General features: G+C 59.2%; 14 protein-coding genes. 10 read left to right on the top strand and 4 right to left on the bottom strand.

The features are described from left to right. Positions 1–200: 200 nt before the first annotated feature. Positions 201–1,982, top strand: a complete 1,782-nt coding sequence (locus tag TBK1r_RS29960; RefSeq protein WP_145218844.1) for an ABC-F family ATP-binding cassette domain-containing protein — start codon at positions 201–203, stop codon at positions 1,980–1,982. A 156-nt stretch (positions 1,983–2,138) separates the two neighbouring features. On the opposite strand, the gene TBK1r_RS29955 is transcribed toward TBK1r_RS29960, so the two are convergent. After that, the gene (locus TBK1r_RS29955; protein WP_419580528.1) at positions 2,139–4,610 is read right to left on the bottom strand and encodes a DUF1592 domain-containing protein; all 2,472 of its coding nucleotides are present in this window, start codon (positions 4,608–4,610) and stop codon (positions 2,139–2,141) included. Further along, on the bottom strand, positions 4,610–5,956 hold the full coding sequence (locus TBK1r_RS29950; protein WP_145218839.1) for a DUF1552 domain-containing protein: 1,347 nt from the start codon (positions 5,954–5,956) through the stop codon (positions 4,610–4,612). The genes TBK1r_RS29955 and TBK1r_RS29950 overlap by 1 nt, the downstream gene beginning before the upstream one ends. 172 nt (positions 5,957–6,128) lie before the next feature. On the opposite strand from TBK1r_RS29950, the gene TBK1r_RS29945 reads away from it, so the two are divergent. Continuing rightward, positions 6,129–6,980, top strand: coding sequence for a protein kinase domain-containing protein (locus tag TBK1r_RS29945; RefSeq protein WP_145218837.1), 852 nt, complete (start codon positions 6,129–6,131; stop codon positions 6,978–6,980). 198 nt (positions 6,981–7,178) lie between these two features. On the opposite strand, the gene TBK1r_RS29940 is transcribed toward TBK1r_RS29945, so the two are convergent. Together TBK1r_RS29940 and TBK1r_RS29935 are read right to left on the bottom strand one after the other, a co-directional pair. Next, entirely contained in the window at positions 7,179–8,660 is a 1,482-nt protein-coding gene (locus tag TBK1r_RS29940) for an FMN-binding glutamate synthase family protein (protein WP_145218836.1), read from the bottom strand. Between the two features lie 14 nt (positions 8,661–8,674). Then, entirely contained in the window at positions 8,675–10,045 is a 1,371-nt protein-coding gene (locus tag TBK1r_RS29935; protein WP_419580527.1) for a sulfatase-like hydrolase/transferase, read from the bottom strand. A gap of 410 nt (positions 10,046–10,455) precedes the next feature. Between TBK1r_RS29935 and TBK1r_RS29930 the strand changes: the two genes are divergently transcribed. The 8 genes from TBK1r_RS29930 (at position 10,456) to TBK1r_RS29895 (ending at position 25,717) form a co-directional block, all read left to right on the top strand. Then, positions 10,456–11,511: an ADP-ribosylglycohydrolase family protein gene (locus TBK1r_RS29930; RefSeq protein WP_145218832.1), complete on the top strand. Its 1,056-nt coding sequence runs from the start codon at positions 10,456–10,458 to the stop codon at positions 11,509–11,511. Positions 11,512–12,019: 508 nt separating this feature from the next. Continuing rightward, the gene (locus TBK1r_RS29925; protein WP_419580526.1) at positions 12,020–13,234 is read left to right on the top strand and encodes a XylR family transcriptional regulator; all 1,215 of its coding nucleotides are present in this window, start codon (positions 12,020–12,022) and stop codon (positions 13,232–13,234) included. A 48-nt stretch (positions 13,235–13,282) separates the two neighbouring features. Continuing rightward, positions 13,283–16,198 (top strand): PDZ domain-containing protein, encoded by a 2,916-nt coding sequence (locus TBK1r_RS29920; RefSeq protein ID WP_419580524.1) that lies wholly within the window; start codon positions 13,283–13,285, stop codon positions 16,196–16,198. Positions 16,199–16,688: 490 nt separating this feature from the next. After that, positions 16,689–18,080: a sulfatase family protein gene (locus TBK1r_RS29915; protein ID WP_145218828.1), complete on the top strand. Its 1,392-nt coding sequence runs from the start codon at positions 16,689–16,691 to the stop codon at positions 18,078–18,080. A 113-nt stretch (positions 18,081–18,193) separates the two neighbouring features. Continuing rightward, positions 18,194–19,684, top strand: coding sequence for a hypothetical protein (locus TBK1r_RS29910; protein WP_145223153.1), 1,491 nt, complete (start codon positions 18,194–18,196; stop codon positions 19,682–19,684). A gap of 350 nt (positions 19,685–20,034) precedes the next feature. Continuing rightward, a complete protein-coding gene (locus TBK1r_RS29905; protein ID WP_145218825.1) occupies positions 20,035–20,997 on the top strand; it encodes a ThuA domain-containing protein in 963 nt (320 codons plus the stop codon). A 17-nt stretch (positions 20,998–21,014) separates the two neighbouring features. Continuing rightward, positions 21,015–22,265, top strand: a complete 1,251-nt coding sequence (locus TBK1r_RS29900) for an SGNH/GDSL hydrolase family protein (RefSeq protein ID WP_145218823.1) — start codon at positions 21,015–21,017, stop codon at positions 22,263–22,265. Between the two features lie 41 nt (positions 22,266–22,306). Next, positions 22,307–25,717, top strand: coding sequence for a PVC-type heme-binding CxxCH protein (locus TBK1r_RS29895; protein WP_145218820.1), 3,411 nt, complete (start codon positions 22,307–22,309; stop codon positions 25,715–25,717). Positions 25,718–25,813 lie beyond the last annotated feature (96 nt).

Genomic DNA, 25,813 nt, shown 5'->3' with positions numbered 1-25,813 from the left:
TTTCGTCGATTGACGCGCCACTGGCTGACGCCACGTGCTGAGACGCAGCCCGGCGGGACGCGTCAGCGACCGGCGGGCGATCGTTCTCCCGTCCCCCACACGGCACCGGCGGCCTACCGCAGTCGACGATTCGGCGTCGGCTTGGTAACCTCACCGGCGTTTCCATTTCGCGCCCTCCAGCCCCCCCTTTGTCCGCCGATATGGCCGTATTGATTCAAGTGCGAAACGCCCACAAGCGTTTCGGCGACCAAGTCCTGCTCGATGGTGCCGACGTTTCCCTGGTTGACGACGTCAAGGTCGGCTTTATCGGCCGAAACGGCGCCGGCAAAAGTACGTTTTTGAGGGCGTTGCTCGGCGACGAAGAACTGGAACAGGGCGAGGTCATTCACCATCCCTCGCTGCGGATCGGCTACCTCCGCCAACACGACCCGTTCCAACCGGGGGAATCGGCGTTGGATTTTCTGATGCGGGAAAGCGGCCAGCCCGATTGGCGTTGCGGTGAGGTGGCCGGCCAATTCGAGCTGAAGGGAGACTATCTGACCGGCCCGGTCAAAGCGCTCTCCGGCGGGTGGCAGACGCGGGTCAAACTGGCGGCGTTATTGCTCAACGACCCCAACCTGTTGATGTTGGACGAACCGACCAACTTCCTGGACCTGCGAACCCAGATTTTGTTGGAGCACTTTCTGCGGACCTTCAATAAGGCGGCATTGATCGTCAGCCACGATCGCGCGTTTTTGAAAGCGACGTGCTCCCAAACCTTGGAGCTGTCGCGGGGCAAATTGACGATGTACCCCGGCAAGATCGATCGGTTTCTGGAGTTCCGCGAGGAGCGTCGCGAACACGACCGCCGCGTCAATGCCACCGTCGCTGCCAAACAAAAACAGTTGCAGCGGTTCATCGAGAAAAACCGAGCCAACGCCTCCACGGCCAGCCAGGCGCGGAGCAAGGCGAAACAACTGGAACGTCTGCAGACGAGTGAAGTGGAGGTCGATGAGCCGACCGTTCACATCCGCGCACCGCGTGTCACCCCGCGGCAAGGGACGGTGATGCGGACCGAGGAGCTTGCGATCGGCTATCCGGGCCACACCGTCGCCGAAAACATCTCCCTGGAAATCGAACACGGCCAACGGGCGGCCATCGTCGGTGACAACGGCCAAGGGAAAACGACGCTGCTGCGGACCCTCGTCGATTCACTCGCCCCGATCCGTGGCGAGATCAAGTGGGGCCACGCGACGGAATTGGGCACCTACGCCCAACACGTTTACTCCAGCCTGGATGATCGGCGGACCGTGCTGGAGCACCTGGAGTACGAATCTAACGCGGACACCACGCGACAGGATTGCCTGGCGATGGCCGGTGCGCTGCTGTTTCGCGATTCGCACATCAACAAGAAGATCAAGGTACTCTCCGGAGGAGAACGCGCGCGATTGTGCATGGCCGGCTTGCTGCTGGGTACCGCCAACGTGCTCGTCTTGGACGAACCGGGCAACCACCTGGATGTCGAAACCGTCGAATCGCTCGCCGATGCCCTGATCGACTACCAGGGCACCGTGATCTTCACCTCGCACGACCGACACTTCATGCAACGGGTCGCGACCAACGTGATCGAGGTTCGCGACGGAACCGTCAAGAATTACTTCGGCAATTACGAGTCCTATCTACAGAGCGTCGAAAGCGAGGTGGACGAAGGCGAACGGGAACGCGACCGAATCGCCGGAAAAGCCTCCCCGCCACCTCCGACCAAAATCGCCAGTGCCGAAGACTACCGGGCCAACCAGCGTCAATCGCGAAAGACCGAAAAGGAGATCAAGAACCTGGAAAAGAAGATCGCGCAGCTCGATGACGAGAAGAAAGCCGTCAACGCAAAACTGTTGACCGAAACAGACCCCGACGAAGCGGTGCGGTTGCACGACAAATTGACCGAGATCAGCCAAGAACTCGAACAAGCCGAAGAGCGTTGGATGGAGCTGAGTGAGTTCTAACCCGGTAGGTCACGCTGCGCGTGACGATGGGTAGACGAAGGTAGGTCACGCTGTGCGTGACGATGGCGTTGACACCCGGCATGCACAGCATGCCCTACTTGCCGCAATCCCGGCATGCACTGCATGCCCTACTTGCTGCAAACCCGGCATGCCCTTCTATCGCCGCGAAAACAGATCACTGGTCACGATGTGTTCGATCAGCTCTCGCGTCGGATACTCGTTCTCGGCCAGCTGTTGCAGAATAGCATCGATCGTCGCCCGGTCGCTCAACTCGATTCGCCGCCCCAGTGCATAGGCGAATAACTTTTCGGTGAACGCTCGTGCGAAAAACGCTCGGCGCTGCACCAACAGCGTCTTCAATTCCGCGACGCCGTCAAAGGCTTGCCCGCTGGGAAGTTTCCCCGACGTATCGATGGCCGCCTTGTTCTCATAACGGGTCCGCAGTTCACCGATCGGATCAAAACACTCCAGCGCAAAACCGAGCGGATCAATTTTGCGATGGCACTCGTTGCAAGCCGCTGAGGTCCGATGCTTCACTAACAAGTCGCGCACCGACGTCGCCCCCCGCACATCCGGATCGATCGCAGGCACATCGTCCGGCGGAGGCGGCGGGGGAGTCCCGAGCACGTTTTCCAACATCCAGACACCGCGGACGACGGGCGAGGTTTCGATCCCGTTGGCGGACACCGTCAATACACTCGCCTGCCCCAACAGTCCGCCACGTCGCCGGTCGCTGAACACGACTTTGCGAAACGCGTCGGCCCCTTCGGCCGGCACCTGATCCACGACGCCGTAAAGCTTGGCCAGGTCTCGATTGATGAACGAATAGTCCGCATCCAGCCAGCGAACGACCGACGCGTTTTCATCGATCAGGTGACGCAGAAAGGTGCGAGTTTCCCGTTTCATGTCGGGCTGCAGATTGGACGCGTAATAACGCCAAAACTGATCCCGGTCCGGCGGCATCTCGCCCAACGCGCGCAGATTCAACCAGGCATCGGTGAACCCGGCAATCATCGCGTCGGACTTGCGATCGGCCAGCAATCGGCGGGTTTGCTCGAGCAATGCCTCGCGGTCCAATCCCTGTGCATCGGCCATCTCTCGCAAGCTCGCATCGGGCATCGATCCGGTCAGAAAGTACGACAACCGGGCGGCAAGCGCGTGCTGGGAAATCGGATCGGTTTCGGGAGCGCAATCGGGATGCAGATACAAAAACGCCGGCGAACAAAGCACCGTCTTCAATGTGTCTTTGAATGCACCAAACGGGTCGCGACCGTGCTGCAGACGCGTTTGATAGACCGACATCAACCGATCCAGTTCACCCGGTTTCAGGGGCCGGCGATAGGCGCGGCGGGCGAACGCTTCGGTCAACTCTCTGGCGTCCCCGGGCTCGAACCGGCCGCCGGGCAAGACGCTTGCCAGGGTCGCGCTGGGCCACTGTCGAAAAATCGGACCGCGAATCTCGACTTCGTGAATCCGGATCTGCGGGACCTGTCCGTAACGCAACATCACGTTTCGTGCGCGAACGATTCCCTGGCCGCCGCGGGCGTGTTCAGGCAAAGTGTCGGCATATTTACGGTGTAGCCGCGTGTGCAGCGGACGCACTTCGCGCAAGCCATTTTCGAAGGTGAATCGCGGAGTGAAACCGCGATCCAGCGGCACCTCCATCGTGTACCACTGCGGCTCGCCGTCTTCGATCGTGCGCTCGGCCAGCAAGGGTTGAATCGGCTGCATCGTGTGCAAGCTGCCCGCCTTGGCGTTGCCGGGACGGATGCCCAAGCGATACTTTTCACTCAAGTCGATCTTCAGGTCGGCTTCCGAATACGGCGTGTCACGGTGAAGGGCTTGGGCGAGCACACGAACTTCATAAACGCCGTCCGACGGCACGCCTTCGGCAAACGCTTCCAGCGGCCCGTAAGCCCCCTCCGGCCGATCCGCCAGCGGACTGTCATACAAACACAGATAACGAAATTGAAACGCCGCCCGGTGCGCCCCATCCAGCTCGGGTTGCTGGCGAAAATGGTCGTCAAAGTGCCACGTCCGCTGTTCGGGTTGCGTCCGGTTGGCCAGCGCTTTTTCGACGATCGCATCGGCCGCGTCCAGGTACTGTTCCAGCAAGTACCCCGACGTCACCAAGGCGTCACCGACGTTGTCCAATTGTTCGACGGTGTTGTCCCGCGGGAATCGATCGCTGGGATCGAACATCGACATGTCCATCTGGAACAGGTCGCTGACGGTGGCGAGGTACTCGCGACGCGTCAATCGACGCAGCACCGTTTGGCCGCCGGTGCTGGATGACTGTTGTCGCAGCTGCTGCAACGACGCTGTCAACGAATCGATCGCCGCCTGACGATCCTCACGTGTCGGCTGCTCCGCGTCCTCCGGTGGCATGTCGCCGAGTGTCAACTGGTCGATGATCTCCTGCAAGATGATTTGCGTGTCGTGATCGGTGGACGACAAATCGAGCGCATCAAATTGACGCTCACCATTGGCGTCATCGGCATTGTGACAATCGACACAGTAGGTTTCTAAGAACGCGATCGCATCCTCCGCCAGGCCTCGCGGTTGCGCAAACCCGACCAGCATGGCAAACCCGACACAAAGGGCGCGCGCCATCGTGGAAAAACGCATCACGCCAACTCCAATCCCGAGAGGGTGCCGGTGCTGGTGGAGAAACGTTCGGCCGGAATCCCGAACCGATGCAGCAAGGTCAGGTACAGGTTGGTCAACGGGGGACGGTGCGAAGACGACGAATCAAACCACATCGTTCCGCGATGCCGCAGCCCTCCGCCGCCGGCGACGATCGGCAGGTTCGTGTTCGTGTGGGAGTTCGCGTTTCCCATGCCGCTGCCAAACAGCACCGACGTGGTTTCGAGCAGGTTGGAATCGCCGCTCTCGGTCTCACGCAGCTTGGTCAGGAACCGCGAAAACTGCTCGACCTGATACGATTCAATCTTCTTCAACGCGTCGATCGACTCCTTGCGTTGGCCGTGATGCGACAGCGAGTGATACCCGCTCTTGAAACCGAAATCACGGGCTTCAAAGTCGCCGCCGATTTCCAGCGTTGCGATTCGAGTCGAATCGGTTTGCAGTGCCAGGGCGATCAACTCGTACAGCATCGGCAGATCGTCAACCATGTTCGTGTTGGCCGGTGCGGCAAACGGCGCCGGAGGTTTTTCGATGTCGATCCACTGTTTTCGATTGCCCAACCGTTTTTCGACGTCGCGAATCGACGTCAGATATTCGTCCAGCTTTTGCGCGTCGCGGCGATTGAGTTGTCTTGAAATGGTCTTGGCGTCACCGTTGACCGCATCGAGGATTGATTCCTGCATGCGAAACCGATCCGCGGCGCGCTGCTTGTCGGCCGGTTTGACGCCGACAAACAGCTTCTCGAACAATTCCCGCGGTCCCGTGATCGGAGGGACGCGGGTGCCCGAGCGGCTCCATGACATTTGGCATCCGCCGTGGATTCCCGAATCGCTGCCGACGGTCAACGAGGCGAACCGCGTGCGGCCGGCGATCGTTTCGGCGGCGAATTGGTCCAGCGTGATGTTCCCGTCGGGCATCGATTTGGCGTCCACACTGCGAATCCCGGACAGGAACGCATGAATCGCGAAATGGCCGCCCTTGAGCCCGTGGTCCAACCCGCCGATCACGGTGAAATCCCCGGCATGCTCGGACAGCGAGGCGAGTGTCGTCGACAGCGAAGTCGCGTTGTCGCGGGCGGTCGTGGATTGATCCGCCGATGGCTTGCCGGGCCAAAATGCCTCGGGATAAAAGCCCAACATGTTGCCGATGCAGACCATTCGGCGGGGCGGTTGCGAGGATTCGGCAGACGGCGGGGACGGGGAATCCGATTCGCCTGCGGTGGCCCGGTTGCGGAGCGAATCGAACGCCGGCAGAGCGATGGAAATCCCTGCGGCCTGCAAAATGGATCGGCGACCGACGCCCCGTGGATTGGGACGATGTCGATTCATGGCGAGAGACCAACGGCTGGAAGTGGCGAGAAAGAAAGGGGGGACCGGCAAAGCGGCACCGATCAGTTTACACGAAAGGCGAACGTTCCCGAAATCCAGTCCGTCCGCAACGGGCCGTTAATCCACGTCGACTTTGCCGATTGGTCCAACGGTTCGACAGAGCCGCGATGGATTGGTCGATGTTTCTAGTGCGATCTCTTACGACCCCTGGCGCGATCATCCGATCGAAGGCGAAATGGAATCAAAGCTGCCTGAGCAATTGGGAATTTGGCGACTCGGATCAAGTCTGTGTACCAATTCGGCGTTTTGCGTCACCTTCGCCCAACCGGTCGATGCCGTCGGTAGCCCGCGTTGGGACTACGCGATGAAGCTGGCGACGTTGCCCGACGGCCGCGACGGAATCGCCGAGTCCATCGCCGCCGGAGCCCAGATCCGGCATCCCAACGTGGTCCCGATTCTGGACGGAAACGCCTCCGGAGCGTGGCCGTACGTGACGATGCCGCTGCTCGAGGGGCGGACGATGAAATGGCATCTGTCCAGCGGTCCGCGAAAACCCTTGCCAGTCGCCCTCTGGCTGATCCGACAGATTTGTCAGGGACTCGGCGCGATCCATGCCGCCGGTTGGACTCACGGTGACGTCAAACCCGACAACGTGATCGTAGGCAGCAACGGACATGTGACGCTGATCGACCTGGCATTCGCCCATCAAGGCACGCTCGACCAGTCGGCACCGTTCCGCGGCACGCGGCAATACGCCGCGCCCGAGCTGCTCACCAATGCATCCTCGGGAAGCCCGGCGAGCGACATCTTTGCCACGGGGCGAATGTTGTGGGAATGGCTGGCGCGGGTGGAAACCACCAACGAACAAATCCTCAGTCCGGCGTGTGAGTTGGTCGAGTGCATGGTCGACGCGGCACCCGAAAACCGTCCAGCCGCTGACGAGGTGACAGCGACCTTGTTGCGAATGGAAATCGACACGCTCGGCGAACACATCGTCCCGGCCCGGCCACGTCGTGCCGCGTAGCGCTTCTTCCCGATTGGATCTTCGGGCTGCGTTAGTCGAGCGGAAAAGGGGCAGGCAGTAGCTTGCGGAACAACGAAACGGGTGCTGGACCCACGGATAGCAGCGCGAACCCACGGATTTTTGCCACCCTGTCATCCGCGGGTTCGCGCTGCCATCGGTGGGTATGATTTCCGCTGATTCGCCCGGTAACTAACAGGGCTAAACCTTCGTCGCCCAACGGTATCCGAACAGTTCCTTGGCCGAACTGGTGCCGAACGAATCGGTCAGGATGTCAAAATGTTTCAGCTCCACGTCGCAGGGGTGCGACACGCCGCATGCCCGGCCGAGCTGCAACAACTCCTTGCGCAATGTCACCACGTAGTTGGCAAACCGATGCGCCTTGTCGGTCGGATCCAACCCTCCCATCAGCCATCGATTTTGGGTCGCGATGCCGGCCGGACAGTGCCCGGTGTGACAGCGTTGTGCTTGAATGCATCCGATCGACAACATCGCTTCACGACCGACGGCGATCATGTCGCAACCCAATCCGAACGCCAGCAGCGCGTTGTGCGGGAAACCGAGCTTCCCGGATCCGACGAAGACGATTTTTTCATGCAACTCCGCATCGCGAAAGATGCGATACACCGAACTCATGCCCAGCTTGAAGGGCATGGCGACGTGATCGGAAAACACCAACGGTGCCGCGCCCGTTCCGCCTTCGCCCCCATCGATGGTGACAAAGTCCACGCTGCGACCGGTCTGTTGAATCCGGCCGGCCAATTCGTGCCAAAATTCCATTTGCCCCACGGCGGATTTGATGCCGACCGGCAAACCACTTTCGTCGGCAAGCCGTTCGACAAAATCGAGCATCGAGTCGACGTCACTGAACTCACGGTGCGACGCCGGACTGGCACAATCCTTCCCCATCGGCACGCCACGGATCTTTGAAATCTCGTGGGTGATCTTTGCCGCCGGCAGCAACCCGCCGCGGCCCGGCTTGGCTCCCTGGCTGAGTTTGATTTCGATCGCGCGAATCGGATGCGATTGGACCACATCGCGGAACTGCGCGATGTCGAAGCCTCCGTCAGGGGTTCGACAACCGAAGTACCCGGTACCGATCTGCCAAATCAGCTCGCCGCCTTTGCAGTGATACGGTGACACGCCGCCTTCGCCGGTGTTGTGCAAACATCCGGCAAGCGCCGCGCCCCGGTTGAGCGCTTCGATGGCCGGGCCGCTGAGCGAGCCGAAGCTCATGGCCGAAATGTTGACAATCGAATCCGGCCGAAACGCCTTGGCACGGCCCTGAGACGCCCCCATGACTTTCTTGCACGCCGCGGAATGATTCGGGTCAAAATCGTCTTCGCCCGGCAAGGGATCGCTGAGCGGAAACGGGCTGTGGCGAATGATCAAGTAGTTCGGGGACGATTCCAACTCGTTGTCCGTCCCGAATCCGAAGTAGTTGTTGTCCTTTTTGGACGAGGCGTACACCCAGCGCCGCTGATCCCGGCTGAAGGGTCGTTCCTCATCATTGTTGGTGACGATGTATTGCCGCAACTCGGGGCCGATCGCTTCCAACCAGTATCGAAAATGGCCGATGATCGGGAAATTGTGCAGAATCGCGTGTTTCTTTTGCAGAACGTCGTAGGCGACCAAGGCAAGCAGAACCACCGCGATGATGAGCGTCATCCAGACCCAATTCATGTCACTTCCTCTGGTTAACGACGCGGCTGGACATCCCCTTCCCACCACTGAAGCAAGTGTTCGAGCCGCTCCAACGTTTGGGGACGCGACGATGCAAGGTCGTTGGTTTCGCCAAGATCGCTATCAAGATTATACATCCATTGTGCCGTGTTCGTGCCCTCACGCTTGCGGACCAACTTTAGATCACCATCCCGCACCGCCGTCCACGTCCTGTTGCCACGGCGGCCGCGCCAAAACAGCGTCCGCGGAATGTCGTCGCGCTGCTCGGCGACATGTGACAGGATATCGATTCCCTCCAGCTTGCGACCCGGAACATCCGCCCCCGCCAACGTCAGAATCGATCGCGTCAAATCAAACGTGACGCAAACCTGGTCGCTGACCGTCCCGGCGGCAATTCGATCGGGCCAGCGGACAATCAGCGGCACGCGAATCCCGCCTTCATACGTCGTGCCCTTGCTGCCGCGGAGCGGCCCCATGTTCCCCGCACCGGCGAACCCTCCGTTGTCGGAAACGAAGAGGACGACGGTGTTGTCGGCAACTCCCGAATCCTCAAGCGTCTTCAGAATCCGGCCGACTTCTGAATCAAGATCCTCCAGCATCGCGATGTACGCCGGCGGATCAAACGCCATCCAATTCTCTTCCGTGACGACCTTGTCTTTGTCGCCAGGACCTTGATAGGGAAAGTGCGGACACTCATGCGAGACATACGCGAAGAACGGCTGGTCTTTGTGACGCTTGATAAATTCGATGCTGTCATCGGTGATCAAGTGCGTCATGTAGCCGTCACGTTCGATCGGCTGCCGACCACGAAACAACACGTGCAAGTCGCTAAGTTCACGATGGTTGAAGTAGTGGACGTTGCCACCCAAGTATCCGACGAACTCGTCCCAGCCGTATTGCATCGGATTGAACTTGGGTTCGTATCCCAAGTGCCACTTGCCAAAAATGCCGCAACGGTAGCCGGCCGGCTTGAGCAGCGCCGGCAGAACGGCATCTTCGACCGGCAACCCCAACTCATGTTGTTCGGCCAAGCGGATCGCATCGTCGTAGCGTCCCACGTTCCCGGTTCCGATCGCACACTCCAGGCCGCCCACTCGCTGTTGATAGCGTCCGGTCAACAGTGCCGTCCGAGTCGGACTGCATTCAGGCCCATTGGAATAGTGCTGCGTGAAACGAACCCCTTGCTTTGCCAAGGCATCAATGTTCGGTGTCTTCGCGACCGGGTGACCGTAACACCCCAAATCACCGTAGCCCAGGTCGTCAGCAAGAATCAAAACCACGTTGGGTCGCTCCGTCGACTCGGCCCCCACGACGTCGGGATGAAGGGCATGTGTCAGCAGTGCTGCAAACGCCGAACAGACGATTGCAGCGACTTTATGATGCATCTGAGCCCGGCATGCTCGGCGGTATGGTCGGCGGCATGTTCGGCGGCAACCAGTCTTTCGGGTACGGGGCATCCTGTCGGCAAGCAACTGAATCATGTTGAATTCCATCGGTTGGAAAGCGGACGCTCGGCATTCGTTTCAAACCCGAGCTCAACGAGACACCCGTACCGGCAGCCTCTTTCGCAGACGCTTCTCGTTTTCCGGTACAATGCGAACGGTCAACTCTAACCAAACACTCGTGTCCATGAGTAAGTTCCTAAGTATTAGTTCTCAGGCACTCATCAGAGACGAACGGACCATCGCTGCGAACAAGCATGGTATGCCTTTGACGCTCGACCTGCTACACGAAGCCATCGCCGCCATCGACATAATTTGAATCGCATGCAACCGTCGGTCTTGGAGAATCTGGAATGAATCGCGACGCAATCGTCGGATGCATCTTGGGAACCGCCGTGGGTGATGCGATTGGACTTCCTTACGAAGGCCTTTCACCGAAACGGGCCGAGAGGTTGCTGGGAACACCGGACCGACACCGATTCTTCTTTGGTCGCGGAATGATCTCCGACGACACCGAGCACACGTGCATGGCGGCTCAATCGCTGATCGAAGCGGGTGGCAACGTTGATGCGTTCACGAAACGATTCGCAAGACGTCTGCGGTGGTGGATCCTGGCTCTGCCGGCCGGCGTGGGCAAGGCGACCGCAAAATCTGGAATCAAACTCTGGCTGGGCTGGAAACCAGAAAACGCCGGTGTGTTTTCAGCCGGGAATGGTCCGGCGATGCGGACCGCGGTTTTCGGCGCGGCGATTGATGACGTCTCTCTGCTGCGTGAACTGGTACGTGCTTCCTCGCGACTGACGCACAGCGACCCGAAAGCGGATGACGGAGCGATCGCGGTCGCATTGGCGGCCAAACACGCTCGCCAAGGCGCGTCGATCAATGCAGACGTTTGGCTCGGCGAAGTGGTCGATGCAGTGGGCGACGATGGGGCGGAGTTGATCGACTTGCTCCGCCGGGCGATCGACAGCGTTCAAGCGAACGAATCGACGTTGGCCTTCGCAAAATCACTCGGACTCCAGCGTGGCGTCACCGGTTACACCTATCACACCGTTCCCGTTGCAATCCACACCTGGCTTTCTCATCCCCAGGACTTCCGGCAAGCCGTCACCACGATCATTCAATGTGGCGGTGATGCAGACACAACGGCAGCCATCGTTGGCGGAATCATCGGAGCGGGCGTGGGGCCAGAGGGGATTCCCACCGACTGGCTCGATCGGATCCGCGAGTACCCACGAAGCGTCCGTTGGATGCGTGAGCTTGGTGAGGCGCTTGCCGACTCGCTTGAGCGCAACAGCGTCTCCAGGGCACCCAACATCAACCCGATTGCGGTCGTGGTCCGCAATCTGCTTTTCCTCGCCATCGTACTCTTTCACTGCTTCCGGCGACTCGCTCCCCCGTACCGTTGACCATCACGGATCACTCAATCAACAGGCCGCTCGACCGCCGGCACGCCCGAAACGCTTGGCGAGCGTAGAAACGGCAGGGAAAGCCGGCTCGAGGCAAAGGCGACACGATTGCGTCAACCTCCCCCCCGACGCAAGCAGAAAAAGGCGTGCAATTTCGCATCGTCAGGGCAATCATTTGCGTCAGTGCCACGACTTTTGAATACCATCGGTAGCCCAGCCGATCACGCGACGCGATCTTCGACAACGGATTCCAGCGACGCGTTACCTCGTTCGCTGTGGCACCCTCGCGGCGGTGGTGGTGCACGGGAGGTGCGAAAAAGGCTGGAACCGCCCCCAGCGGCCGGCCCCGCTGGTCGGTGGCGGGCTTAAAATTTGCGACTCGCGTGTGTTTCTGGTAGCCTGCCGAATCCACTGGCATTTGGCTAAACCTTGTCTTCGGCTCAAATGATTTGCGACGCGCGAGCAGCCGTTCGTGACTTGCCCACTTGGAATGCAACAGGCAGCTGCAGTGAATTCAACCAAACGTCCCCGAATCGCACTCCTTGTCGAAGCGTCGCGCGCCTACGGACGTGAATTGCTTCGCGGAGTGGCGTTGTTCTCGCGGACGCGTGTGGAGTGGTCGTTGCTGCATCAAGAGATGACGCTGGATTCGGCGATCCCGGATTGGATTTTCAGCTCGCGGATCGACGGCGTGATCGCCCGCGTGGACTGGCACACGATTGAACCGCTGCGTCAATTGCGAGTGCCGATCATCGATGTCCGCTGCAACCGAAAATTCACCGGCGTACCGCAAGTCGAAACGGATAACCAGCGTGTCGCCGAAATGGCGTTTTCGCATCTGTGGGAGCGTGGGTTTCGACGATTCGCTTTCTGTGGGTTTCGATTTGCCACGTATTCCGACGCCCGACTGGCCGCGTTTCAAAAATTGGTCGATGCCGCCGAATGCCCCTTCGATGTCTACCAATCGCCCGGCGTCCCCGGCACCACGTTGACACAACTGGAGGAGGCGGGGGTGCTGGAATTGGAATCGTTGGCGAAGTGGTTATCGACGCTTTCGCGACCGACCGGTCTGTTGGTTTGCAATGACATTCGCGGGCAACAGGTTCTCAACGCGTGCCGGCTGTCCAATATCGCCGTCCCCGATGACCTGGGGGTGATCGGCGTGGATGACGACGACGCGATCTGCTTGCTGTGTGACCCGCCGCTTTCAAGCGTCCGGCCCAACGCGGAACAGGTCGGTTACCGGGCCGCGGAGATTCTGCAACAAATGATGACTGGTTTACTGCCTGAAAATGAAATCGAGTACGTTCCGCCCATCTCCGTCTCCGAACGCCTCTCGACGAAAGTCGTGGCCGTCGACGATGTCGAGATCGCCCGCGTGTGCCGATTCATCCGCCAAAACGCCTGTTCTGGAATCAACGTGGGCGACGTCGCCGAATTCACCTCCCTTTCCCGCCGTCAATTGGAGCGGAGGTTCCGGGAAGTCCTGGGCCGAACACCACACCAACAGATCACGATCACCCAATTGGAACGCGTCAAGCAGTTGCTGTTGGAGACCGACATGACGCTGGAGCAAATCGCGGCGAAGACGGGCTACAGCCATAAAGAATGCTTGGGCGCAGTTTTCAAACGCGAGACCGGCGAGTCACCCGGCGAATTTCGATCGAAACAAACCCATGGCGATCCCACGCAAACTCCGCCAGTTCCGTCAAAAAGCCGCTAGCATTCCGTGCCACCTTTCCCTCTGATGCCCCCTTCACGATTCGTTCCCATGCTTCGGTCTTTCTTGATTCTGATCTGCTTCGGCGCAAGTGTCACCTGTTCGCAGGCCCTCGACATCTTCGTCAGTCCTGCGGGCGACGATGCCAACGACGGCTCGTCCGCTGCTCCGGTGGCGACGCTTGCTCGGGCACAGACTCTCGCTCGTCAATCGGCCGGAACCGCTCCCGTGACGGTCTCCGTCGCAGACGGCGTTTATTACCTACCCGAAACGCTCCAGTTCACCGCCGCCGACTCCGGCGCGGCCGATCGACCGGTCCTCTACCGTGCAGAAAACGAAGGCAATGCCGTGCTCAGCGGCGGCACAAAACTCGACCTGCAATGGCAACCCTTTCGCGACGGAATCTTTGTGGCATCCACCGAACCGGGACTGGCGATCGACCAGCTGTTCCTGGCCGGACGCCAACAACGAATGGCTCGTTATCCGAATTACGACGCGGGGAAAAAAACCGAAGCCTATCAAGGCTATGCCGCCGATGCGTTCTCCAAACAACGTGCCAGCGGTTGGACCGATCCCACCGGCGGGTTCATTCACGCCATGCATCGGGCCCGCTGGGGAGGATACCACTACCGGATCACCGGCAAGGATTCTGATGGCGAAGTGACCTATGAAGGCGGCTGGCAAAACAACCGCCAAATGGGCATGCACAACGACTTTCGCATGGTCGAAAACATCTTCGAAGAATTGGACGCGCCCGGCGAATGGTATCACGACGCCGGCGCGAACCGCTTGTACTTCATCCCGCCCCCTGGCGTCGACCTGAGCCGAGCGACGATCGAAGTGGTGCGACTGCGACACCTGATCGAATTCAACGGCTCCGCCGACGCCCCCGTGCGGTTCATGACCCTCCAAGGATTCGTCGTTCGGCATGCCGCGCGGACCTTCATGGAAACGAAAGAACCGCTGTTGCGATCGGATTGGACGATCTATCGCGGCGGCGCCGTGTTGCTCTCCGGCACCGAGGACATTCAGTTGCTCGACACCGAGTTTGATCAGGTCGGCGGCAATGCGATCTTTGTCAGCCGTTTCAACCGCCGTGTTGTCGTCAAGGGTTGCCACATCCACGACTGTGGCGCCAGCGGTGTTTGTTTTGTGGGTGCCCCCGACGCCGTTCGCGATCCGCTATTCGAATACCGCCAGAAGAACGATCTGAGCAAGGTCGATCGCACTCCGGGGCCGAAGTCGAACCAGTACCCGGCCGACTGCGTCGTCGAAGACTGCTTGATTCATGGGATCGGCCGAGTCGAACGCCAACCGGCCGGAGTGCAAATCACGATGGCACAAGGCATCACCGTTCGCGATTGCTCGATCTATGATTGCGCCCGCGCGGGCATCAACATCGGCGACGGTGCCTGGGGCGGCCACCTGATCGAACGCTGCGATGTCTTCGACACCGTGCAAGAAACCCACGACCACGGCTCGTTCAACTCCTGGGGACGCGACCGTTTTTGGAGCAGTGACCGGAACGCCAGCCAAAAAATCATCGACCAGGAACCGCAGTTCCCGTTCTTGGACGCCGTCGAGACGACCGTGATTCGCAACAGCCGCTGGCGCTGTGATCATGGTTGGGACATCGATCTGGATGACGGCTCCTCCAACTACGACATCTACAACAACCTGATGCTTTCGGGCGGCTTGAAGTTTCGTGAAGGCTTTCGCCGTCGAGCCTGGAACAACATCACCGTCAACAACGGTCTGCACCCGCACGTTTGGTACAACAACAGCGGCGACGAAGTGTTCAGCAACATCTTCATGGCCGCACCACAAGGTGTCCGTGCCCCGACGCCGACCGCCAAGGGAAAACGGGTCGATCGCAACCTCTATTTCGGGCACGATCCGGCGATGAAAGATCGTTACGCCGAATTTGGTTGGGACCGCCATTCCATCGTCGCCGATCCCCAGTTCATCGATCCGGCCAGCGGTGATTTCCGTGTCCGGCCCGATTCGCCAGCCTTCGACATCGGCTTTGAAAACTTTGCGATGGATCAGTTCGGCGTCAAGAAACCTTCGTTGAAACAGATCGCCGAAACGCCCGAGATCCCGGCCTTGGAGATCAAAGGTGAAACGGCAACGCCCCGATCGGACCGCGGGCGTGTCGCCACATCGCAGCCGTCGTTTTGGTTGGGTGCCCGCGTGAGCGACCTGACCGGTTCCGAGTTTTCAGCCTATGGAGTGTCTCAAGAAGAGGGCGGTGTCGCGATCAAAGAAATCAATTCCGGTAGCGACGCCGCCAAGGCGGGACTGACCGAGGGAGACTTGATCCAAGGCATCAACGCAACGCCGGTCAAACGGGTCTCCGATTTATTGTCGGCCTACCAGCAAGTCGGCGACGCAGTGTTGACGGTGAAAGTCATTCGAAACCAGCAGCCTGTGGTACTGTCACTTCAAAACGCACCCCGCATCGTGATGGAATCCGCAGGGACTGCCGACGACTTTTTGGCACTCGCGCTGACAGGAAGACCATCGGGCAAGGTCGACGCCACCCCATCGCCCCGCAACGCACCGCCGGCAACGCTGATCGACGGCAAACTGCAACACAGCTACGGCCCGGTTTTCGCCAACGGCGTGACCACCGGAGCCTATCGCTTGGACCTGGGTGAATCAAAAAACATCTCTTCGATCACCAGCTGGTCGACGAACCTCAATGGTCTCCGCGGCCCACAGAGGCTGACGCTCTATGGAAGCGGTTCATCCACCGACCCCGGTTGGGATGTTTCCGACCGATCCAAGTTCACGCCCCTGACCTCGATCGATACCCGTCGAGCAGCGCAGGACGTGTTCAATGCCGTTGCGTTGCGATCCAAGCCGGGGCAGCCCCTGGGGAAATTCCGCTGGATCGTTTGGAGTGTCCAACCGGTGACCGATCGAGCGGAAAACACCGCGTTCCAAGAATTGCGTGCGCAATAAGCGTGTTCGTCGCGCCAGTTTCCAGCTCGCCACCGTAGCACTCGCGACCGCACCTGGATCGAGGGGACCGGGAAAACATTTGCCGACGAACGACCAGCGGCCTGCCCGTGTCGCAAATCGTTCGCCGCTCGACGCAGCTTTTGATTGACTTTCCCCACAATTGAAAGATGTTGTGTTGCACTCCCGATACGAGGGTCCCCTCAACCCTCATTGTCCCCTCCGGCACCGGCCCCACCCCATGCTCCGCGTCTTGCCCGTCCAGGGTTGCTCCGCCTGCATCACGCGTTTGAGTGTCTGCATCATGCGTTCGGTCACGACCGTTCTGGTGGTGTCTCTTTTTTCCGTCGTTGCCATGGGTTCGGTGCAACGCTCGCCAGACCCATTGGCATCCACAGCATGCCCGACGCGGTGATCCGCGAAAGGCGACGATCCGGCATCGAGTACAATTCATTTGAAAACGATTCCCCCAATAAAGATTCAAGTCGTATCCATGAAGTCTTCTTGCTTAGCGGCGATCGCATTGGCGTGCGTGTTGACATCCTTCGCGGCCGCTGATTCACCGCGTCCCAACATCGTGTTTATCTTTGCCGACGACTGGGGTTGGGGTGATCTGAGCTGCCACGGGCATCCCTATGTCAAAACGCCCAATATCGACCGACTGGCGCGTGAGGGAACGGATTTCCATCGCTTTACTGTCGCCAGCGGCGTGTGCTCGCCCAGTCGAACGGCGGTGATGACAGGACATTTCCCGGCCCGCTACAACATCGATGGGCATTTCGCCTGGGTGCCCAGCAACGCCAAACGCAACATGCCCGATTGGCTGGACACCGACACTGTCACGCTTCCTCGGTTGCTACAGGGAGCCGGATACGCCACGGCGCATTTCGGCAAATGGCACTTGGCCAACGACATGATTCCCGATTCCCCTTCGCCGGGAGAATACGGATACGACACCTACGGAGCGTTCAATTGTTCGGGTGAGCAAATGCCGGTGCACGAAGACGCCGATCATGCAATCGAGTTCATCCAAAAGAGTCACCAAGCCGGCAAGTCGTTTTTCGTCAACCTTTGGATCCATGAACCGCACACGCCTTTTCATGTCCTGCCGAAGTACCGTTGGCGATTTAGAAACAGCGGGCTCGATGAAAATGATGAGATCTACGCCGCAGTTTTGTCGCACGCCGATGATCGCATCGGCGAGGTTCTCGAGACGCTCGAAAGGCTGGACCTGGTGGACAACACGCTGGTCATCTTCAGTTCAGACAACGGGCCTGCCCGCAGCCGGCCGGGCACGCCGCTAGCCCTCAGCTACGACACCGCCACGGGTGCGGGCTTCGGGATCGCCGCGGCCAAGGGAATCACCGCCGGACGCAAGGGCTACAAAGCGTCGCTGTTCGAAGGCGGCATCAACGTGCCCTTCATCGCACGCTGGCCGGGCAAAATCGCCGCAGGCAACATTGATAAACGTTCGATGATTTCGGCCGTCGATCTGTTGCCAACGTTTTGCGAAATCGCCGGCGCCGAGTTGCCCGAGTCGTATCAGCCCGATGGAATCAGTCAGCTCAAAACGCTTCAGGGTGATGTCAGCGATGGCCGCGACAAACCGCTGTTCTGGAAGATGAAGGGCAACGGCAAACCCGGCCAAGCCGACTCCTTTCATTGGGTCGACTATTGCATCGTCGACCAAAACTGGAAACTCATCAGCGACGAAGCATCCTCGTACGTGGAGTTGTATGACATCGTCGCTGATCCCTATGAAAAGCAAGACATGAAAGAATCGCACCCGGACGTGGTCGCGCAGCTGACTAAAAAACTTGCCGCCTGGAAAGCCACGCTTCCGCCCAAACCGAACCCCAAGAATTTTTCGTCGTTGCGTGACTGAACGAAACATTAGCTGCTACGAATCAACGCTCACGCAATCGCACGAACATCAACACCATGAATCACCGAATGAAACTTCTGCTGCTGACCCTGCTATCGTTCACCGGCGTTGCCATGCACCAAGCGGCTGCGGTCCATGCAAACGATCACGCGTGGGTGATCGACACGCCAGACGAATGGAAGCAAAACACGACGAAACGAAAGGGAATTCAGATCAACGACGGGATGGCAGTCCCCACCGAGCAAAACGCTTCACTGGTGAGCGTCTTGAAGACGTTTGAGACCAAACGGGTGGCCGACGCGATTCAATTCGACCAGTCCCCTGAATGGTCCAACTGGAATCAAACCGACGATCTGGGTCCGGTGAATCTCGGCGACGCCCCGGTGATGCTCAGCCTCGGTCCGGACAACTACTGGATGTTTGGTCGTTGCGGTAGCGGCCGAAAAAGGGGCGACACGTCCAAGCTGCCGCCCTTCAAGCCTGAACCGGCAACGCTCGATGGTTTCGACATTCCCCTGCAGACAACCAGGTTTCCGAATCAGTTCGATGCCGCCGGTGGACTCCAACCGAAACTGGGCGGATACCACGCCTGGCAAAGCAAAGACATGGTCAACTGGGTCCATCACGGCCCGATCACCGAAAAAGCTTCCGCATGGATGACCACCGCCGAGTATGCCGATGGCAAAGCGTACTTCTACTACGACTTTCCCAACGACCAGGATCCACACGTTTACGTCGATGACGATCTGTTCGATGGCCGGCCCGGTGAGAACAAAGGGATGGCCTACGACGATCCCTCGCACGGTTCTGATTGCGGAATCATTCGTGACCTGGACGGTCAGTTCCACTTGATCCTGGAAGATTGGAGCCCGATCAATGCCCAACGCCATGCCTGGGATTCTCCCTTGGCGGCACATGCGGTCAGCCCTGATGGAATCCAGGATTTCAAACTGCTGGCGCCGCCGGTAGACGAACGCACTCAACCGACGGGCAGAATAGGAACCTACAAGCATCCCCACTGGGTAAAAGAAAACCCGGAACGTTTCAAGACAAACGTTGCCGAGTACGAAATCCACGAACCGGAACAAAACGCGTACGGTGACTGGGCGGCGATCTCGATCGGCGGACAGTACTATCTGTTCTGCGACTATGACCCGGCGGACAGCAAGACGATGAGCGTCGGTCGGTTTACCTCGAAAAGCATCAATGAACCCTTTACCTGGTGCGGCAACGTCGGTCGCGGCCATCCCGATCCCGACATCATGTTCGCCGAAGGACAATTCTATCTCGCCACGCAACAGAAAATGGATTTCGTCAGCCCGGGACCTTGGGTCGAGGAGGTCGTCGTTCGTGTCGGAGTCGACGAGGACAACGACGGATCGATCGACAAGTGGACCGAGTGGCAAGCCGTCAAAGAGACATACGACTACATGCCGGGGTTCGCCAAGCAGGTCGCCAAGACTCCGGCTCGACTGGACCTGTCCGAGTTACCCGCCGGCTATGGGTTTCAGTTTGAGGTCAAGATCAAAGACAGCACCGAGAATCAATCGAAACCGATCCTTGATCGGGTGACGTTCGCCTTTCAAGACGACACCGCAAAGTAGTGCTCCGTCCAGATTTGAACTAAGGGTTTCGTTTGTCGAGCGGAAAAGGGTCAGGCTATTACTTGCGGAACAATGAAACGTTTACTAGACCCACGGATGGCAGCGCGAACCCACGGATTTTTGCACCCTTTCATCCGTGGGTTCGCGCTGCCATCCGTGGGTATGATTTCCGATGATTAGTCCGGAAAAATTGCCGGAGTACGGCCCGCCAATGCATTCGGCGGATCGCAGACGGAGCCAAAACGCTTGGCAAGTTCCACTACCCCCAAATTAAATATTGCCAAAGCACCAACTGAGCAGCGCCAGTCCGTTCCCCAGTCCCGATCCGTTCCCTCCTTAAGAGTTCCACGATGACGCAACCGATTTCACTGACGCCATCGACCAGCCATCCGGTCGCCCGACGCGCGATAACCGCGGCGCGCAGAATCACAGGGCCGATTCAGTATCTCGCCTTGATTGCCCTGTCTGTCCTGTCCTTCGTCGGATCGGGTCACGCCTGGTCGGCCGAGGTGGAACGACCCCACGCGGTGATCGTCGTCGGCACGCTCCACTATTCGCCGGAGTTGACGATGCCGGTCTTCGCCAAAGAACTGGAGCGATTGGGATTTCGCATGACGATTGTGATGGGGGAAGGAAACCCAGAAAAGAAGACCGAAAACGTGCTGCCGGGCATTGAAGCGTTGGCCGACGCCGATCTCGCAATCTTCTTCATGCGTTTCTTGAAGTTGCCCGACGATGAATGGCAACCGATCGAAGACTACATCAAATCCGGCAAGCCCGTCATCGGCCTGCGGACGGCGAACCACTCGTTCAAGTATCCGGCCGACCATCCGCGATTTTCATGGAACGATGACTTCGGCCGACGGGTTTTGGGAACGCCCTACATCGTGCACCAAACCAGCGAAACGCAAATCAGCGTGGTCGAGAAGTCATTGGATCACCCGGTCATGTCCAACATCACCAAAACGAAGTGGGTCTCGCCGGGGACGCTCTACCTGACGCGACTGCAGGACGGTTGCATTCCGTTGGTGACCGGTTCGGGACAGGGACGCGTGCGGACACTCAAAAAGGCGTTCGGCACGATCGAAGTCAAACAGCACGAGTCCGATGTGGTCGCTTGGGCGTGGGAAAACGAATGGGGCGGCAAAGTCTTCGGGACGTCGTTCGGTCACCCCGGTGACTTTGCCGAAGAATCGTTTGTTCGGATGCTGATCAATGGATGTTGTTGGGCAGTCGGCCGACCGGTGCCCGACGCGAACGAAACTGTTTCGACCTGGCAAATCCAGCGTGTTGACAAGAAACCCAAAAAGTGAACTCCCCAAAACGTACGATGAAACCCATTGCTATCGTCGCGATCCTGCTCGGCGGCTTGACCCTTTCGGTCGCAAATGCCGAGTCTCCGATCCGTCCCGGTGATCGCATCGCGATCGTCGGCAATACGTTCGCCGACCAGCTTCGGATTCACGGTTACCTGGAAACGGCGTTGCTGCAACACGCCAAAGGCATCTCGATCCGCAACCTGGGTTGGGGCGGCGACATGTTGACCGCTCGCGACCGACCGACAAATTTCCCAACCGAGGAGTCGACGCTCCGCGATCACAAAACCGATGTGATCATTGCCTGCTTTGGCATGGGTGAGTCCTTCGGCGGAATCGAAGCATTGGACCAGTTCCGGCAAGATTTAAAATCCTTCATCGCCTCGCATGCCGGCAAACAATACAACGGCGAATCGGAGGTGCGTCTGATTCTCGTCTCACCAATCGCTTGCGAAGACCTCGGCAAACTGACGCCCGATCGAGACGCGCGCAACGATGTTTTGAGGGCATACACGCAGGCGGCAAACGAGGTCGCAGCGGCTGCGGAAATCCCGTTCGTCAATCTGTTTGAAACGTCGCTTTACCTGATGGACGAACCGGTCGGTCCAAATTTGACCACCAACGGCATTCATCTGAATCGATTCGGCTACTGGGCGATCAGCCACGAATTTGCGGGCCAGTTGCTGGCATCGGATCAGCCGGATCATTTTCGGCCGTGGCGGATCACGATCGACGCGCGAGCCAAGACGGGGCAGGGACGAGGCGTCGAAGTCTCGGAATTGACGGTCGATGTTTTTCAAGCCGCTGATCCCGAAATCACGTTTCGCGGGGCCGAGACGACCGCGCCGCGGTTGCCGCCGCCGACCGACCAGCCGTTGCCCCCGCCGCTGGCCTTTCATCGCGATACGATCGTGGTGCAACACTTGCCCGCCGGCACGTACCAATTGACCATCGACGGAGAACACGTCGCAACTGCGGCGGCCGACGCTTGGGGACAAGGCATCGCGATCGACCATTCACCCGCCCACCGCGAGGCAGAACGGTATCGCGCCGACGTCAACGATAAAAACCTGCAATTCACCTACAGCTGGAAAGCGCTGAATCAAGTTCACATCGTCGGAGAACGAAAACACTCCCCCAGCGGTCGAGCCCTGCCGGGTGAAGTGATCGAATTCAATCGACTCGCCAATCAACGTGACGAAGCGCTGCAAAGTGGAATCCCACTGAAATCGCGTCAATGGCGAATCGCACGCGTCGAACGCTGAAGAACCATCTTTCCCAACCGCTTTTCTCTCGTGTTGAACCCATGAAACGATCCCTACGCATCCTATTGTGTCTTGCCACGGTCGTCGCAAGCCTGGCGGGAACAGGTGCCGCCCAAGACGCCAGCGGCATCAAGAATCTGAAAGATGCCGACCTGGATCTGATGAACAACCATGACCCGTCCTCAGAGCTGGAAAACTTTGAGCTGCTGGACGGTTATCAAGCCAACCTGTTCGCGGCCGATCCGATGCTCGCCAACCCGGTCCACATGCACTGGGACAGCAGGGGCCGGCTTTGGGTGGCCTGCTCTTGGGCTTACCCGCAGCTCAAACCCGGCGAAGTCGCCAACGACAAGATCATCATCCTGGAAGACACCGACAACGACGGCGCCGCCGACAAGTCCACGGTGTTCGCCGACGGACTTTACCTGCCCACCGGAATCGAACTGGCCAACGGAGGTTGCTATGTGGCGCAATCGCCGGATGTGTTTTTCTTGAAAGACACCGACGGAGACGACGTCGCCGATGAAAAGGAACTGGTGTTGACTGGATTCGGGATCGAAGACAGCCACCACAGCATCAGCGCGTGGCGGCGTGGCCCCGGTGGATGGATCTATTTCCAAGAAGGCATTTTTCTGCACGCGCAAGTGGAAACGCAGTATGGGGTGTTGCGAAACTTCAACGGCGGCGTCTACCAATTCAATCCTCGCACGCTGGAACTGCGAATGTTCTGTCGCGGCACCGGCGGCAATCCTTGGGGCCATGTCTTTGATCGCTGGGGCCAATCCTTCATGGTCAACAACCCTCGCATCCTGTACCTGTCTCCGGCCAGCGGCAATAGCGGCGAAGCGGTTCGAATCGCGCCCTTGATCAGTACGGAAAAGCAATGCGGCGGCGATCTGGCGACGGGCAGCCATGTCGGCGATGACATTCGCGGCCAGTTGCTGACCGGTCGTTTCAAAAGCCGCACTGTTGTCCGGTACGAATTCATCGAAGACGGTGCCGGTTTTCGGGCCAACGTCCTCGAACCGCTGGTCAAATCAAAACACCCCAACTTTCGGCCCGTCGATGTCAAGATCGGACCGGACGGCGCGGTCTATGTCGCCGATTGGTACAACTCGATCATCAATCACGCCCAACATGATTTTCGCGACCCGCGCCGTGATCACGACCACGGACGCATTTGGCGGATCACTCACAAACAGCGACCACTGGTCGAAAGACCGAAGCTGCATGGAGCGTCGATCCCGTCGCTGGTCAACCAACTGAAAAGCCCGGAAGATTGGATCCGTCACCAAGCCAGAAAAGAACTCAGCGAGCGGGACCCGGACCGCGTGCTCGCCGCGGTGGAAGCTTGGGTTGAATCACTGCCCGATCAAGACCCCGATTACGACCATCATCTGGTCGAAGCCATGTGGGCTTGCCAAAACGTGGAACGCGTCAGTGAATCCATCCTCGCCCGCGTGCTGGATGCGAAAGACGGACACGCGCGTTCCGCCGGAGCGAGGGTGATTCGATACTGGCACGCTCAGTTGTCCGATCCGATCGCGATGGTCGCCAAAGCGTCGGCGGATGCGTTCCCGCGGACCCGCATGGAAGCCGTGTTGTCGGCCGGATTCATCCCCAGCTCCCAGGCGCTCCTGGCGTGCTTGAATGCGTTGGACCATCCGCGAGACGAGTTGATTGACAACGCGCTTTCGCAAACCATGAAAGCGCTCGAAAACCACTGGCGCCCGGCCATGGAGTCGGGCGAGTTGCAGTTCGCCAAGCCCAATCACCGAGACTATGTCGAACAGGGTCTCGGCATCGGTCTGGGTCGCACACTTGCCGATTTGCTAAAACAGAAATCTCCCAGTTCGCAAAGTCTGCAGAGTATCCAAGCCCAGTTGATCAAGGTCGGAACCGAAGACGACATTCGGATGATCGTGACCGCCTTCACCAAGGGGAACGGAATCCGGTCGGATGACACGTCCATCGCGATGCTGGAAACGTTGCAACAGATGGCAAAGCGGAAAGGGGTGACGCGACTGAGACGCATCATGCGTGGTCTGAGGACGCTGCTCGATAGCGACAACGAAACCGTACGCGTGCTCGCCGCCAACAACCTGGGCGCCTGGCGTGTCGCCGGACGAGACGAGCTGGCCGCACTGCAAGAGGGTTCGCACAGTCCGGCGGTCAAGCAAGCCATCGCCGTGGCGCTCGCCCAAACGAGCGCCAAGGCTTACACGGAACCGCTGGCGAATCTGGCGGCCGATGGCGATTTGGAAACTCGCTATGCCGCCGTCGCGGGCTTGGCCCACATCGATTTGGATCGGGCCGCCAAGGCCGCCGCGACGTTGATGAGCGAAGACCCCGGCCGGGCGAATCCCGTGCCCGTCGTGCAAGCGTTCTTGAATCGACAAAACGGCGGAGCACGGCTCGGCGAATCGCTGGCCGACGTCACGATTCATCCGTTGGTCATCGACCGTGTCAGCCAGTTCCATCGCGAAAGTGGTTTGCTGAGCGACACGCTTGAGAACGTCTTCCAGCCCTCGACGACATCCGGCTCGCTGACGAACGAACTGTTGGCCGAAGACATTGAGTCGCTGGCGGCCGACGCGGAAACACTTGGCGACGCCGCGCGCGGCGAGCTGATCTACCGCCGCAAATCGCTGTCCTGTACCCAGTGTCACGCGATCGGACCGGCCGGACCGGTCATCGGTCCCAATTTGGTTGCGGTCGGTGCCGCCGCCAAAACCAAGTACTTGGTCGAGTCGATTCTGAGTCCCAATGCGGCGATCGCCGAACACTATGAAACCAAAGCGTTTCTGCTGGACAGCGGCAACGTGCGAACCGGGATCGTGACGTTCCGCAACGAGCAAGAAGTGGTGCTGCGCGATTCCTCGGCGCTCGGCCAAGAAGTCCGTCTCGCGACGGATGAAATTGAAGCGGAAATCTCCGCCAAGTCGCTGATGCCGGCGGGATTGGCGGACCAGCTGAAGGACCGCAATGAGTTTCTTGATCTGGTCAAATTCATTTCGGTTCTCGGAAAGCCGGGTGACTATGCCAACGACGAGAGTCCCGTCATCCGCAAATGGCGTGTCCTTGCAGCCCCCGACCTTGCAGATCCCGACCAAGCGACGCTGCCTGACGGCGATGCCGATTGGTTGCCGGCCTACAGCATGGTGCGTGGCGAGCTGCCGGTTGCCGATTGGCCCGATTCCGAAACGGTCTTCGCCCGCGGATTCGTCAACGTGCTCGTCCCAGGCGACGTTCAGCTGGATTTGAACTCCAGCGACGGCTTAGGGCTGTGGGTCGACGACGGGCGGATCGATGACCTTGCAGCCCCGATCCATTTGGAGCGTGGTCGGCATGCGATCACCTTTTCGATCGACCGAAAACGCCGCGACGTTGGGCTTCGCGTCGAGCTCAAGACGTCGGGCAAAACCAGATTGCAACCCGAAGGCGGGCTTTGATCGAAACCCACGGTGTCGCATTCACCGCCTCAATTGACGCAAAACGTTCTTTAAAAACACCGTCAGGCGGCTACATTCGGTCTTGTTCATGCAACC

It is taken from the genome of Stieleria magnilauensis (assembly GCA_007753675.1).
In the GTDB taxonomy this organism is placed as follows: domain Bacteria; phylum Planctomycetota; class Planctomycetia; order Pirellulales; family Pirellulaceae; genus Stieleria; species Stieleria magnilauensis.
The sequence above is the reverse complement of the archived record's forward strand: the minus strand, read 5'-3'. Positions and strand labels throughout refer to the sequence as shown.

Excerpts from the sequence above, each read along its gene's own strand:
- TBK1r_RS29960 (WP_145218844.1), top strand. The coding sequence starts at position 201 with ATGGCCGTATTGATTCAAGTGCGAAACGCCCACAAGCGTTTCGGCGAC.
- TBK1r_RS29955 (WP_419580528.1), bottom strand. The coding sequence starts at position 4,610 with ATGCGTTTTTCCACGATGGCGCGCGCCCTTTGTGTCGGGTTTGCCATG.
- TBK1r_RS29950 (WP_145218839.1), bottom strand. The coding sequence starts at position 5,956 with ATGAATCGACATCGTCCCAATCCACGGGGCGTCGGTCGCCGATCCATT.
- TBK1r_RS29940 (WP_145218836.1), bottom strand. The coding sequence starts at position 8,660 with ATGAATTGGGTCTGGATGACGCTCATCATCGCGGTGGTTCTGCTTGCC.
- TBK1r_RS29935 (WP_419580527.1), bottom strand. The coding sequence starts at position 10,045 with ATGCATCATAAAGTCGCTGCAATCGTCTGTTCGGCGTTTGCAGCACTG.
- TBK1r_RS29930 (WP_145218832.1), top strand. The coding sequence starts at position 10,456 with ATGAATCGCGACGCAATCGTCGGATGCATCTTGGGAACCGCCGTGGGT.
- TBK1r_RS29920 (WP_419580524.1), top strand. The coding sequence starts at position 13,283 with ATGCTTCGGTCTTTCTTGATTCTGATCTGCTTCGGCGCAAGTGTCACC.
- TBK1r_RS29915 (WP_145218828.1), top strand. The coding sequence starts at position 16,689 with ATGAAGTCTTCTTGCTTAGCGGCGATCGCATTGGCGTGCGTGTTGACA.
- TBK1r_RS29910 (WP_145223153.1), top strand. The coding sequence starts at position 18,194 with ATGCACCAAGCGGCTGCGGTCCATGCAAACGATCACGCGTGGGTGATC.
- TBK1r_RS29905 (WP_145218825.1), top strand. The coding sequence starts at position 20,035 with ATGACGCAACCGATTTCACTGACGCCATCGACCAGCCATCCGGTCGCC.
- TBK1r_RS29900 (WP_145218823.1), top strand. The coding sequence starts at position 21,015 with ATGAAACCCATTGCTATCGTCGCGATCCTGCTCGGCGGCTTGACCCTT.
- TBK1r_RS29895 (WP_145218820.1), top strand. The coding sequence starts at position 22,307 with ATGAAACGATCCCTACGCATCCTATTGTGTCTTGCCACGGTCGTCGCA.